Origin of the sequence: Niallia laureatilytica, assembly GCF_046613985.1 — a bacterium.
Taxonomy (GTDB): Bacteria; Bacillota; Bacilli; order Bacillales; family Cytobacillaceae; genus Niallia.
In genome coordinates, this window is record NZ_JBKKHP010000020.1 from 16,712 (window position 1) to 30,446 (window position 13,735).

Genomic DNA, 13,735 nt, shown 5'->3' on the forward strand with positions numbered 1-13,735 from the left:
CTTTTCCTATTTAAATCACATTTTCTCTTTCAAGGAGAGCAAGTGCTTGTCTTAAGCTTGCCTTCGTCACTAAATTCTTAATGTCGAGACCAAGACTTACCATCGTCTGGGCTATCTCCGGCCTCACTCCAGAGAAAATTGTGCCAATCCCGAGCAGTCTTAATGCATCCATAAGTTTAAACAATTCATTAGCAACCATCGTATCTATAATGATAACCCCAGAAATATCAATGATTAAGTGACTGATTCCCATATCTCTAGTTTTAACCAATGTTTCTTCCATAAGCAGCTGTGCTCTTTCTGTATCTAAATCCCCAATTAAAGGCAGAATAGCGATATTTTCTGTAATCGGCACAACTGGAACAGACAGCTCCAAAAACGCTTTTCTTGAATTATTGAGTGTATTCGCATAGGAATCCACATAAGACAGGCTGAAATTGTACAACGCATAATCCAGTAAAGGATCAATAATATCCTTCACCTCAAAAGCCTCATCGATGGAATAATCCTTTTCTTTCATCTCTGTCTTTAAAACTTCCCAAATTGCTGTTCTGTAGAATGACACATCCTTTAATGCCTCATCTAACGGTACTCCTTCGGAGGATAAATTCGCACCAGTGCTGATTCCCCAATCGGTAAATAAAGAACGAGCTCCTTTTAAATCTGGATAGTTTAACAGGCTTTTACCGAATAAGGAAACAAAATGAGCGCGCAGCTGAAGAATTTCTCCTTCAACAGAGCTGATTTGCGCTAATTTTTCAGAGCTTTCTCCCTCTATTCTCCGCTTATGCACAGTCAGCGCAATTTCTTGTGAATTTTGCAACAGCAAATTCCCTAAATGCTTTATATTTTCACTCATTAACCTGCTCCTCCAATTGATATTCAATAGCTTGTACTACCTATTATAGCAATTTCAGTTGCTACTTTCATAGAATCCTATTGTCTAGAATCTATTGAATTGTAAGGGTGCATAACTAGAGCTTAAAGGAAAAGCTGTCTTAAGCTGTTGCTAAGATAATCTCATCATTAAAGTAAATAACCTCTGTGAGAATCTTGCAGCCTTGCAATTGCTCAAATGCTTCCCGAGCTTCTTGTTCTGTAGTGAATTCAAATTGCGCAATATCATTTTCTGGTGAATAGACGGTTATAACCCACATCCGTTTTTTGCATCTCCTTTTTTATCTTTATTTCCTAATTTACGCTGTTTCATCAACTTTCAATGATAGGCCGGCCTTTAGTTTTTCTAATTGCAGTTCTTGCCTTAAATAAAGCTGTTCGGCCTCTGCTAACGATATTTCTTTAAAGCGGACAATTTCCCCCGGCTTCTTTTGAGCTAGCAGCGGTAGGTCCACCGTTGCGACTTGTGCGATTTTCGGGTAGCCTCCCGTCGTCTGCCGATCTGCCAGCAAGATAATGGGGTTTCCATCCTTCGGCACTTGAATCGTCCCATTTGTTACAGGTTCAGATAGGAGTTCAAATGAATCGGTCATTTCCAAGGGAGTGCCTTCCATTCTGTATCCCATCCGATCTGAATTCGGTGTAATACGAAAATCCTCCTTAAAGAAACGGTCTCTGCTTGATTCAGTAAAATAATCGAATTCTCCGCCTCTTATTACACGTATCACTGTTTCCTTCAGATTAATAAACGGTTCTGGATTAACATGCCAAGCAGTGGCAGCAAAGGATATTGCCCCAGCGCTGCTTTTTAAGTGCTGAAAACGGTGGGCAGCCCCGCCGCAAGTCAGTTTGTCACCTGCTGAAAGAGCCCGCCCTTTCAGCCCGCCGAGTTCTCCTCGCAAATAAGTGCTTTTGCTTCCAAGCACCTCCTGCACATCAAAACCGCCAGCAACAGCCATATACGTTCTGCAGCCTGAACGGGAAGCTCGGAACCGAAGCAGACTTCCCTTTTTTATCCACACTGGCCTCCATAGCGGGATTGACTCTTCTTCTATAACCGGAGCCAAATCTCCGCCTGTAACAGCAATAAGCAAGTCTTCTTCAACAAGGAATGACCCGCCCATTAACGTCATCTCCAGCCCTGCCTCATTCTCCTTATTGCCGACGAGCAAATTAGCAATACGCAAAGAGATAGAATCCATTGCTCCGCTGACAACTACTCCATATTTTTGATAACCGTATCTGCCCAGATCCTGCAAACTTGTCAGCATACCAGGGCGCTCCACTCTTAAGCTCATAGCACTGTCTCCTTATATTCCTTATACTCTTCTATTGAAATCGGCTTAAATCGGACAATATCACCAGATGTTAATAGAGTTGGCGGATTCTTGTCTGGATAAAAGAGGTTAATTGGTGTTCGTCCAATGATCTGCCAGCCCCCTGGGGTGGAAATCGGATAAACACCAGTTTGCATGCCAGCAATACCGACAGAACCTGCTGGTATTGATAATCTTGGAGAAGAATGGCGCGGTGTGGCAATCTGTTCAGACATTCCTCCTAAATAGGGAAAGCCAGGAGCAAAGCCAATCATATAAACGAGATATTCTGCTTGTGAATGGATATCTATTACTTCTGCCGGTGTTAATTGATGATATTTTGCCACTGCCTCTAAATCAGGGCCAAGCTCTCCCCCATAGCACACAGGAATATCAACCACTCTTTTTTCCCTTCTTTTTGACGTATGAAGACTCTTTAATCTTTCCTGCAGAATAGATTGGACAATACTATATGGTGACAAATCCTCTGGCTTGCCTTTCCCTTTATACATTTGAAAGACGAGTAAAGGACTATAAAAGATGGTCACACTAGTAAAAGCTGGCACACATTCTATAAAGCCGGGAAAAGAATTTGCTTCTATACAGTCTGTAAATGCCTTTACCTCTTCATGTACATCGGGACTTATTTCTGTGCCGAATTGGAGAAGTATCCCTGAGTCTCCGAGTGGTTTCATTTGAGTATCTGGTTTGTCACCGACAATATTTTCTCCCATATTATCCCCCCTTCTTAAATTCCGATTTTCGGAATTACAGTTCCGTATATTAGATTATAAAACTATTATAATTATCAGAAATTTAAAACGCAACTTCTCTGAATAGAAAAGTGACATGAGCAACCATTACTCATGTCACTTTTATCTATTCTTTAGACAGCACTATATTTCCTGTTTAATGAGTCTGTCCGCCTATTTCCTGAATGTCCTTTTCAGTAACAACCGCTGCTTCAACTGCTGTCTTCAGCCCTTTAACTATCGTATCAAGTGCCATGCTTGGCTGACCTGGATGTGCTGTCGCCTGCTCAGGAAGGAATGGAATATGAATAAAGCCGCCTTTTATCTTGTTACCCATTTGCTCTAATACATTCATTAGACCATAGAAAATATGGTTGCAGACAAATGTGCCTGCAGTCTGGGAAACAGAGGCTGGCACTCCCTCCTTTCGCATTGCTTTCACGATGGCCTTGATGGGAAGTGTAGACCAATAGGCTGCTGGACCTCCTTCTACAACGGCTGTATCAATCGGCTGCTGTCCTTGATTGTCTGCAATCCGTGCATCATTGACATTAATCGCAATCCGCTCAATCGTAACATCAGGACGGCCGCCTGCTTGACCAACACAAATAACCAGCGCTGGCTTTATTTCCTTTATATATTCTTTTAATCTCGCTATTGATTCATCAAAAACAGTTGGAACTTCTCGTGCTTCTATTAAATAATCTCCAATTTTAACACCATCAAGCTTTTTAACAGATTCTAAAGCTGGGTTAGTTGCTTCTCCTCCAAATGGATCAAATCCTGTCAGCAAAATCTTCTGCATTTCATATCCCTCCTAATTGTTTGGTTAATACGAAATCAAAAATGGTATACAAGGAAATACATCAGCAGCATATTAATAATAAACACTGGTATAGCCACAGGTATTTGTGCTTTAATGACTGCATTTTTATCCTTTAAATTCAAAAGCATTGCTGGAACAATATTAAAATTAGCAGCCATCGGCGTCATCAATGTTCCACAATAGCCTGCAAACATACCAAGTGCTGCCATGATAGCAGGATTGCCGCCATGGAGCTGAACAATCAAAGGAAGCCCGATTCCTCCTGTTATTACAGCAAAAGCAGCAAAAGCATTTCCCATAATCATCGTGAACAGCAACATTCCGATACAATAAGCAGCTACAGCTACAAAAGCATAATTTGTCGGCAGGAAATCTCCGACAATTCCTGATACAACATCACCGACGCCTGCCTTAGAGAATATTCCGCCTAATGCTGCGAGCATCTGCGGCAAAATAACTGCCCAGCCTACAGCTTGAAGGAGACGGCTCCCTTCATTAATAGGAACTGTTGCCTTTGCCTTTGTGATTAGCTGTGCCGCTATAAAGGCGATAATTGTTGCAAGCCCAAGAGCAATCAATGTAACATTCTCCGGATTTACAAGCTGGACAGAACCAAACTTGATTTTTCCAAGAGTCAGTGTTCCTACAATGGTGAGAACTGGAATCAAGATAGCTGGAAGGAATATTTTATTTCTAAGTCTTTCTGCATGCCCTTCTCTTTCAGCAGAATCTGATTCTTCCTCTTTTGACTTTGTCACCTTTCCAATTGAAGCAACTATCACCATCACTAATACAAGGTATCCAACATAAAGCGGCGGGATTTGTTTGCCAACCAGGAAAGTTATCGCAAAAATCCCCCAGAAAATAGTGGATCCCCACCGGGTTGGATGATTCTTATCCAATGCAACACGAACTGCAACGAAGGCAACGATAATACCTAATAAGTAATAAAGTGTATCAAGCGTTATTAAGTGCATTACATTACCTCCTCATCTTTGTTCGTTTTTGCCAAGTTGTTTAAACTGCCGTTTTTTCCTGCCGCTTTGGCAATACGTCTATCAAGTCTGTTAAAACGGAACCAGCTTACAATCAATGCAGTAATGGCAGTAGGAATGCCCCATAATGCCATATCCCAAACCTCTACATGAATGCCGACTGAATCAAAGAAACCCTTCATCAGCAGGATTGCACCTGTTGCGATAAAGATATCCTCTCCGAAAAACCAGCCTGTATTTTCGGCAGCAGCAGAATGTGCCTTTATATCATTTTTTGTTTTTTCCGACAGATCGCCATATCGTGCAGCCGCCGCTCCTTCAGCCATTGGTGCAACAAGAGGCCGGACCGTTTGAGCATGTCCGCCGATATTAAGGCCTATTGCCGCAGAACCTTCGCGGATAAACAAGTAAGTCAACAACACACGTCCTGTTGTTGCATTTTTTGCTTTTTTAATTAAAGATTCTGCTCGCTCTTTCAGACCATAACGCTCGAGCACCCCAATCACCGGCAATGTCAGGATAATTGGTAAAGACATATAGCGGTTATCGATAAAGAATTGCCCAAATAAAGTTAGTATTTCATTAAAAGAATAGCCTGACACAAGGCCTGTTACAATACCTGCAACGGTAACAACCAGCAATGTGTTAAAACGAAATGCAAAGCCAATTGCCACAACAAGAATTCCTATTAGTTTAATCATCTATAAGATTACTCCCTTCTATGTATCTATTACTTTAAGTATGACGACATCCATTTCTAACAGTTCCGATTTTCGGAACTGAAGTTCTGAATTATTAGATTTATCTGTTATATTATACTAGTAAGAATAAAAATACAATATAATTTATTATTTCAAACTAACATTATCGAAAAGACCCTACATGTAGAGGTTTAAATCAACTAATTTAAATATTATAAAAATTTGATGATATGCATAAATACTGTTTTATGCTACGATATTCGAAACAATAGTTCCTTAAATCGGAATATTAAGTTGGGAGGCATTTTTTTGTATAAAGTTGATTTGAACTGTGATTTAGGTGAAAGTTTCGGAGCATATAAGATAGGAATGGATGAAGAGATTCTTCGCTTCGTTACATCAGCAAATATTGCCTGTGGTTTTCATGCTGGCGACCCATCAGTGATGAGGAATACGGTAAAGCTTGCACTCAATAATAACGTTAAAATCGGTGCACATCCAGGCCTTCCCGATTTAGCTGGGTTCGGACGACGAAACATGAATATCTCGCCACAAGAAGCACATGATATTGTCATTTACCAGATTGGCGCTTTGTCTGGCTTCGTCAAAGCAGAAGGTGCAAAGATGCAGCATGTTAAGCCCCATGGAGCGTTATACAATATGGCTGCCAAAAACAGCCTTCTTGCAACTGCAATCGCAGAAGCAGTCTATAAAGTTGACCCAGAATTAATACTATTCGGTTTAGCTGGCAGTGAACTAGTCACTGCTGGTGAAAGAATCGGTCTGCAAACAGCAAATGAAGTATTTGCCGATCGCACATACGATAGCGGCGGTACGTTAACACCGCGAACAGAGCCAGATGCCCTTATCCATGACAAGAACCAAGCGGTCGGCCAAGTAATCCGCATGGTTAAGGAAGGAAAAGTCACTACTAGACAAGGAGCAGATATATCTGTCAAAGCTGATACTATTTGCATTCATGGCGACGGCTCTGAAGCTCTCACTTTTGCCCAGCAAATCAAGGAAACCCTTGAAAAATCAAGGATTGAGATTACCCCTTTCCGCTCTTAAGGACATATAAAAAGGACATGAGATTATACATCCATGTCCTTTATCTTATTCTATATATCCCAATTTGCGGGAAATCTCCAATGCAGCTGCCTTCACTTTCTCAGAAAGCGGCCCCAGCTTGTCCTGCTTATAATTAACATCAAGCCCAGCAACGCTAATGCCTGCTACGATTTCTCCTTTAAAGTTAAAAACCGGTGCAGCAAGAGCAGCCGAATAATCCTCTAGCTCTGAATAACTGACAGAGAAACCATTTTCCCTTGATTCCGTAATCAGCTGACGCAGTTTTTCTCTGTCTGTGATTGTACCTGACGCAATTGGCTGTAATTCTGTTTCATCAATATATTTCTCCCGCTCCATATACGGCAGGAAAGCAAGAATAACACGAGAGCAAGCACCCGCATAAAGAGGTGTCCTTCTCCCAATTGCCGTATAAAGCCTCACAGGCTGTTTCGTGTCCAGCTTTTCAATATAAATGGCCTCATTTCCATCGCGGACAATCAAGTTAACTGCTTCGCCAACCTCCTGGTGAAGCATATGCATTACAGGCAAAGCTAACTGCCTAATATCAAGCCTCTCTGACACCAAATGGCCGAACTGAAGAAACAAAAGCCCAAGCGAATATTTCCCATCCACATCCTTATCAAGTAAACCCATTTCCTCGAGCGACAGCACCATCCTGTACACAGACGTCTTTGGAATACCTGAAAACTGAACAATCTCATTAAAGCTCAGCTTTGAATGGTGAAGGAAAAGATTAAGAATGTCCATTGACTTTACTACCGTTTTATTTTTGCTTTGCAAGAGCATTCCTCCTTTTTGAGCATGGTATTTCCGTTTTCTTTCTGCCACTATTATACCTTATTGAGAGGATTGGAAGAATGCGTATTCCAGAAAAGATAAGGCCATCCATCAGTCATAAACAGATGAATGGCCTTATCTTTTAAGAAAAATTTATTTATTATCCTCCGTAAGCTCTAAGGATATCTTCTTTTTCCCTATCTTACTTGCAATAGGAAGAAACACACTATTTCCAACTAACAATAGCGCTGCTGTAATTCCGATGATCAATGAGTAATAAATCGAAATTTGCCCAGAATCTATTAGCAAAATCACGGCGGTAAAAAGTAAACCTGCTATTATTCCAAGCAGCAGCCCTATTATTATATACAGATTGACTTGGGTTAAAATGACCTTTTTTATCCCCTTCCGATCAACAGAAATAGTCCTTAATATTGCAAACTCTTTTCTTTTGGAATAAATATTGTTACCTAGTGTAGTAACTACACCCAACATCACACACACCAAGATGACAACCATAACCACAATAAAAACAGACCATCTTTGCAAGAACAACTCATTAGCTTTTTCAACAGACTGCTGATATACATTAACTTGAAGTTCTGGGTACTGCTGTTTTAGTGCTTCTAATTCTTGAACAGTTTGTTTTTCATCGTTAGAAGTGATGTACATTGCGCTAAATTTCGTAAATTCCTCTTTGAATGATGTATTTTCCCAATCGATATACGCATCAGCATTAGGTAGATTTTTTACTGCAGCTCCCACAATAAATGTATCCAAAAATACAGGACTTTGCTTTTCTTCCGAGTATAAGCCCAAGTCGATAGAATCACCTACTTTAAGTCCATGCTTTTCTAAAAATGCCTCAGATACAACAATTAATTTACTATCATCCTCCATTTTTGGAATGATTCCTTGTTGCTCCATCCCTTTTATATCGGCTAATGTATACTCCAAATTAGGATCATCATCGTTTCCGATTATCACTGCCCCAGAAGTAGTGCTTTGAGAGCTTACTTTCTGAACTCCGCTAATTTCTTTTACGTTTTTCTCCAAATCCTTTGGTTCAATCATTGAATCATATACTAGACGACTATTCAGCACAATGGAGGTTGGAAATTGTTCTTTTAAATAGTTTATTTCATTTTGCTGGATTGTCTTTAACATAACAGACCCAAATACAGCGATAATCATCATCGCGCTGATTGTTAACATCACGAATGTATTTTTTCTGACTTGAGGCACTAAGTTTTTAATTGCGATATAAGAAACATTTCCAAACAGCTTTTTTATTATTGGCAGAACCCCTATTAAAGCAGCTGATAGATAGACAGGAAAAAGAAGATAAATGCTGCTTAGTAAAAACAACGCAGCTATAAAGATACACAAAACTCCCGTCCCTTCTGTTTTGGGCATTACTTTACCAATACAAATCAATAACAGGGCAATAAAGATCAAACCAAACCCAATATTTCTGCGAGTTTTCCTATAACTGAAATCATTCTTTTCATTTTCCTGCATGATTTTAAGCGGTAATAATTTTGAACTTTTATAAGCTGGAATCAGCATAAATATTTGTATAATCATACCGCTTGCTAGTGCAATCATTAAACTTTCCTTATAGTTATAACCCGCTGCTGTTGGTAAATGGAAAGAAAATATCGCTTCAAGCCCTGGTTGAATATATTGATGACTAACGATAGCTAATAGGAAGCCGCCTATTGTGCCCGCTATTGTAATAAGACTGCTTTGAATGAGTATTATGTTAGATAATTGTTTGGTTGTGGCGCCAATGGAACGCAAAATCGCAAATTGATTTTTATACTTATATAAAAATAATTCAAAATTGGCAACAATCAATAACGCTGTAATGATTAACATTAGAAAAGCTAAAGAGTAGATGAAAATTTTCAGAGACTGTACATTCCTTTTTAGAAATTCATCTTCTTCAGCAATATCAATCCTTACACCGGCATCATATTTCTTAATATCATTGGCAAGCAAAAGTGGATCAACATTCTTTTTCGCTTTGACTAGCACATAAGTAGCCTCTACATGTTGACCGGATCTATGCTTTACTAATTCTTTGGCTGTTGGTTTAGAAACAATGAGCATATCGGGAGTAAGCCCACTTGCGTTTAAATCCTCTAATATCTCTGTTACCGTAAACTCCCTGCCTTCAATACCTACCTTTTGACCAGCTTTTACTTGTAAGCTTTCAGCCAAACTTTCATTCATCATAACTTCATTTTCATTTATATCCTCTTTTAAATGATATCTGCTCTTTGCTAGATAATCATTTTCTAGACCAACTGAATAAATGTCTGCTTGCAATTTATCTACCTTTAGCTGGTTAATGATGACTGGAGATATCTTTTGAATATCTTTGTTTGTCTGCAAAGCAGAAATAAAGTCTCGATCGACGTTTTTACTCAGTTCCGCATTATAGCCGACAGATAAATCCATCTCTCCATACATTTTTTGCACTTCTTCTCTTAACGAGCGCTCCGCATTTGTTGCGAAAGCTACCATAACAACCACTAAAAAGACCGATAAAAGTACACTAATAACAGAGGAAAATGTTATAAATTTATTTTTTTGAAAGAAGCGCAAGGCTAGTCCTTGTATTGTTTTCATCATACCTTGAACTCCAACAGCTTCCCAAAATGCTCTAAAATATCATCCATCGCTTGATTCCCAGAACAATCATATTCATTCACAATCTGTCCATCATGAAAAAACAGCACACGATCAGCAAAAGCTGCAACATGTGGATCATGTGTAACAACTATAATTGCTTGGTTCAACGTCTCTTTCATCTTTACTAAAACCTGAAGAATTTCATTTGAAGTATTATAATCCAAGTTCCCTGTGAGTTCATCCGCCAACACAATTGGCGGTGCAGTTATCAATGCCCTGCCGATTGCAACCCGCTGCTGTTGTCCGCCTGATAATTGAACTGGTCTTTGTTTCCTCCAGCCCAAGAGCCCGACAAACTGTAACATCTCATCTACTTTCTCATCTATATAAGACTTTTTCTCTCCCTTTAGAATAAGTGGCAAAGCAATATTCTCTTCCACTGTTAAATCTTTCAAAAGATGAAAAGCTTGAAAGATAAAGCCAATTTTATCTCGCCGATAATGAGTAGCATTTGGTTCTGTAAACATTTCTGTTTGTTTTTGGCCATATAATTGAATTTCCCCTTTATCTGGCTCATCCAATGCTGCCAACACGTTAAGCAACGTACTTTTTCCCGAACCGCTTGTCCCCATTATGGCAATCAGTTCCCCTTCATATAACTCAAATGAAACATCCTTTAATGCTTGCACCTCATGACCGACACCTTTATAAACTTTTGATAGATTTCTTACAGATAAAACAGATTTATTAACCACAACAAGTCACCTCAAAATTATATAAGTGCATGTTTCTTCCAATGATTTTCTGATTATATTTTTTCATAGTTTCAATAATTTTCCAAGTAATAACTAAGATATATTGGAAAATAAAAAAGTATCCTTACCAATCAGTTAGAGGGTAAGAATACTTTTTTAACTTCATAAGGGATATATTCCTTGTTTATTCGTTATTGTAGATAGAAAATATCTCTTTATAATACTCGTTATAAAGTTTTTCCTTTTCCTCTCTGGCTTTTTCCATATCTTTAGAGAAAACTTCTTTAACTCCTGAAAATTGCTCAAGAGTAATAATTGTACCGGAAAAGGGATTTATAGTAGCCATATATCCATCGTTATTATCATAAAATGTAACAAACCACTTGATTGGATCTACTGGAATATCCTCCTGGACAATTTTAATATCATAAGTTAGGTTGCTGACATCCTTTGTTTCTTTAAATGCGTTAATAGCTATTAATAGCGCTTCTTTTTCTGAAATGCCATCTTTGATTCCATATTGAGATAATTCATTTGATGAATCTTTTATTTGCTCAGTTTTCTGATTTTCTTCAAGATTAGCAGCCTCAACGGTTTTAACCTTTGAATTTTCTGTTGTTGCAGCTAGAACAGAAGGAAAAGCAAAGCTATTGACTAAAAGCCCAGCGCAAAAAGTGAATCCTGTAATGTATGCCCCGACTATATATTTCCCTTTTTTCATTTAAGCCCCCTATATACAGAATGTAATATCCCTTATATGAAGCAAGGATACACTCATGATATTTTTAAGTTGCTATTAAGTTGTTAGAGTCTTGTTAAAGATTATCCTTATTGTCGTACCTTTTTGTGATTGAATGTCCAAATCAGCATTATGATATTTAGCTATTTGAGCAACAATACTTAGACCTAAGCCGAAACCTCCAAATTCACGAGAACGAGATTTATCAACACGATAAAAGGGTTCAGTTATTTTTTTTATTTCTTCTTTATCTAAACCAATACCATAATCTTTTACTTCAACTATAAACTCTTCCTTCTCATCAACATATGACCTTACAGCTATTAAGTCATTATCCTTAGAGGCTCTTGCTGAATTCTCTACCAAGTTAATTAATAGCGACAGTAACAGTGTTTCATCACCTAACAAGGACTTTACCTCTGCTCTTGTCTCTAGATGAATATTTTTCTTTTTTAAAATTGGATTCATGAACCTATATAAAGCAGCAAACAACCCCTCCATATTAACCTCTTTAAAATCTTTATTTTTGGTACGCATTGATGTTAAATCAAGAAGTTTAATGGACAATTTTTGCAGTCTTTCTGCTGCTTCATTGAGATGTTGAGTTGCGATGAGACGTTGTTTCTCCTTATACTTTGCCTTTTGCAAGTATTCTGAATAACCTAAAATAGAAGTAAGCGGCGTCTTCATTTCATGAGCAAGATTATCAATAAACTGCTGTTTATTTTGTGATTCCTTTGTTAATTGACCAACTTTATCTTCTATTGAATCAGCCATCATATTAAACGTACTCCCCAGAGTGCCAAGCTCATCCCTTCGTTTAATATGAACTCTTTTATGAAAAGCTCCATTTGCTATCTCACTTGTAATAGAAATCATTTTATTTAGTGGACCAGTTAATCGTTTTAAAAATATGAAATTTAAAATACCCAGTACAATACATACTAGAATACTAACTATTACGAATACACGGCTCATTGAAGAAAGAAAGACATCAAGTTGACTAATATTTCGAGCATAAACAAGGGAGTAATTTGGATTTGAAGGTAATGGTGAAGATACAAGTAAATATCTCTTGCCACCCAATTTTTTCGTTTGTATCTTCCTCGTTTCTTTCTCTTGAATACCTAGTAGCTTACTATCTAAGATTGGAGTATTTGAATATACTTTCGTGTTTTCATTGTATAATGCAAGGTAAACATTTTGATTCTCATAGTAATTTGCAAGTGGTTTTATAAGAGAGGTTAGTTGCTCTTTGTTGTAAGAAGCAGACTGAAGGAATTGACTTATACTATTTTCTATGGATTTTAAAATAATCGATTGTTCCCGTATACTATTTTCTTCTTCTCTTTGAAGACTGAAATGGTAAGAAGAAGATATTAGTACAAAAGCTGCTATGTCAAATAACGTAATAAAAATGAAAAATGTACTCAAAAAAATCTTTTGCCAGAAGTTCATTTTTGAAACTCCAGTCGATACCCAAACTTGTATACTGTCTGTATATATGACTCTAATTGTAACTTTTTTCGCAATTTAGTAATATGAACATCTACAGTCCTAGCATCCCCAAAATAATCCTGACCCCAAGCCAAATTAAGTAATTGCTCCCTAGATAAGGCTAAATTACAATTGTTAATTAATGCTTCTAAAAGCACAAACTCTTGGTTAGTCAGACTTACAGGTTCATTTTTTACAATAGTTATATGCTCATCCAGATCAATAATAGTACTGCCGATACTATATCTCCTTTTAACTGGTTTTGTACGTCGTAGTACTGCTTCTATTCTCGCAAGCAATTCAATTGATTCAAACGGTTTTACAATATAATCATCAGCACCTAGTTGTAACCCCTTAACCTTAAAAGAAATATTATCTTTTGCAGTAACAAATATAACCGGAATAGTACTAAACTTGTTTTGTTCTATAAGTGTAAACCCATCTACATATGGAATCATCACATCTAGCAAAATTAAATCTGGTTGCCAACTATATATAACTTCACTAGCCTCTTTTCCGTCAAACACCTGTTTACAATCATAGCCAACTAAATCCAAATTCATAAAGATTAAATTGTTAATTGCCTGATCATCTTCAATTATTAATATTTTTGCCATAACAATACCTACTTTCATTTAAGTTTCTGTTAATTAGCAGCAACCAGAATGTGAAATAATACACATACATTATATCGACAGTTATATTATGGAACAAGCATTAAAATAGTCGCATCCTAGGTATCAACAAA

General features: G+C 37.8%; 14 protein-coding genes. 1 reads left to right on the top strand and 13 read right to left on the bottom strand.

Annotated features, from left to right (window positions below):
- Positions 1–10 precede the first annotated feature (10 nt).
- From ACLIJJ_RS25475 to ACLIJJ_RS25505, 7 genes are all read right to left on the bottom strand, one after another.
- Entirely contained in the window at positions 11–859 is an 849-nt protein-coding gene (locus ACLIJJ_RS25475; RefSeq protein WP_233318981.1) for an STAS domain-containing protein, read from the bottom strand.
- A 139-nt stretch (positions 860–998) separates the two neighbouring features.
- Positions 999–1,157 carry a hypothetical protein gene (locus ACLIJJ_RS25480; protein ID WP_233318983.1) on the bottom strand — a complete coding sequence of 53 codons (159 nt, stop codon included), beginning with the start codon at positions 1,155–1,157 and terminating at the stop codon, positions 999–1,001.
- Between the two features lie 39 nt (positions 1,158–1,196).
- Complete coding sequence (locus ACLIJJ_RS25485; protein WP_233318985.1) at positions 1,197–2,195, bottom strand: 5-oxoprolinase subunit C family protein; 999 nt, start codon at positions 2,193–2,195, stop codon at positions 1,197–1,199.
- Positions 2,192–2,947 carry a 5-oxoprolinase subunit PxpB gene (pxpB, locus tag ACLIJJ_RS25490; RefSeq protein WP_251648023.1) on the bottom strand — a complete coding sequence of 252 codons (756 nt, stop codon included), beginning with the start codon at positions 2,945–2,947 and terminating at the stop codon, positions 2,192–2,194. Before pxpB ends, ACLIJJ_RS25485 begins: the two co-directional genes overlap by 4 nt.
- Before the next feature lie 175 nt (positions 2,948–3,122).
- Entirely contained in the window at positions 3,123–3,770 is a 648-nt protein-coding gene (gene pcp, locus ACLIJJ_RS25495; RefSeq protein ID WP_237940603.1) for a pyroglutamyl-peptidase I, read from the bottom strand.
- Between the two features lie 35 nt (positions 3,771–3,805).
- Positions 3,806–4,768 carry a DUF979 domain-containing protein gene (locus ACLIJJ_RS25500; RefSeq protein ID WP_233318991.1) on the bottom strand — a complete coding sequence of 321 codons (963 nt, stop codon included), beginning with the start codon at positions 4,766–4,768 and terminating at the stop codon, positions 3,806–3,808.
- Positions 4,768–5,487 (bottom strand): DUF969 domain-containing protein, encoded by a 720-nt coding sequence (locus ACLIJJ_RS25505; protein ID WP_233318994.1) that lies wholly within the window; start codon positions 5,485–5,487, stop codon positions 4,768–4,770. The genes ACLIJJ_RS25500 and ACLIJJ_RS25505 overlap by 1 nt, the downstream gene beginning before the upstream one ends.
- Positions 5,488–5,796: 309 nt before the next feature.
- Between ACLIJJ_RS25505 and pxpA the strand changes: the two genes are divergently transcribed.
- Positions 5,797–6,558 (top strand): 5-oxoprolinase subunit PxpA, encoded by a 762-nt coding sequence (pxpA, locus tag ACLIJJ_RS25510; RefSeq protein WP_237940601.1) that lies wholly within the window; start codon positions 5,797–5,799, stop codon positions 6,556–6,558.
- 45 nt (positions 6,559–6,603) lie between these two features.
- Here pxpA and ACLIJJ_RS25515 read toward each other — a convergent pair whose 3' ends face one another.
- From ACLIJJ_RS25515 to ACLIJJ_RS25540, 6 genes are all read right to left on the bottom strand, one after another.
- The gene (locus ACLIJJ_RS25515) at positions 6,604–7,359 is read right to left on the bottom strand and encodes an IclR family transcriptional regulator (RefSeq protein ID WP_233318998.1); all 756 of its coding nucleotides are present in this window, start codon (positions 7,357–7,359) and stop codon (positions 6,604–6,606) included.
- A gap of 150 nt (positions 7,360–7,509) precedes the next feature.
- The gene (locus ACLIJJ_RS25520) at positions 7,510–9,996 is read right to left on the bottom strand and encodes an FtsX-like permease family protein (RefSeq protein ID WP_237940599.1); all 2,487 of its coding nucleotides are present in this window, start codon (positions 9,994–9,996) and stop codon (positions 7,510–7,512) included.
- On the bottom strand, positions 9,993–10,751 hold the full coding sequence (locus ACLIJJ_RS25525; RefSeq protein ID WP_411411878.1) for an ABC transporter ATP-binding protein: 759 nt from the start codon (positions 10,749–10,751) through the stop codon (positions 9,993–9,995). The genes ACLIJJ_RS25520 and ACLIJJ_RS25525 overlap by 4 nt, the downstream gene beginning before the upstream one ends.
- Before the next feature lie 184 nt (positions 10,752–10,935).
- Positions 10,936–11,472: a hypothetical protein gene (locus ACLIJJ_RS25530; protein WP_237940596.1), complete on the bottom strand. Its 537-nt coding sequence runs from the start codon at positions 11,470–11,472 to the stop codon at positions 10,936–10,938.
- A 75-nt stretch (positions 11,473–11,547) separates the two neighbouring features.
- On the bottom strand, positions 11,548–12,948 hold the full coding sequence (locus tag ACLIJJ_RS25535) for a sensor histidine kinase (RefSeq protein ID WP_411411879.1): 1,401 nt from the start codon (positions 12,946–12,948) through the stop codon (positions 11,548–11,550).
- Positions 12,945–13,622 (bottom strand): response regulator transcription factor, encoded by a 678-nt coding sequence (locus tag ACLIJJ_RS25540; RefSeq protein WP_411411880.1) that lies wholly within the window; start codon positions 13,620–13,622, stop codon positions 12,945–12,947. Before ACLIJJ_RS25540 ends, ACLIJJ_RS25535 begins: the two co-directional genes overlap by 4 nt.
- Positions 13,623–13,735: the final 113 nt, after the last annotated feature.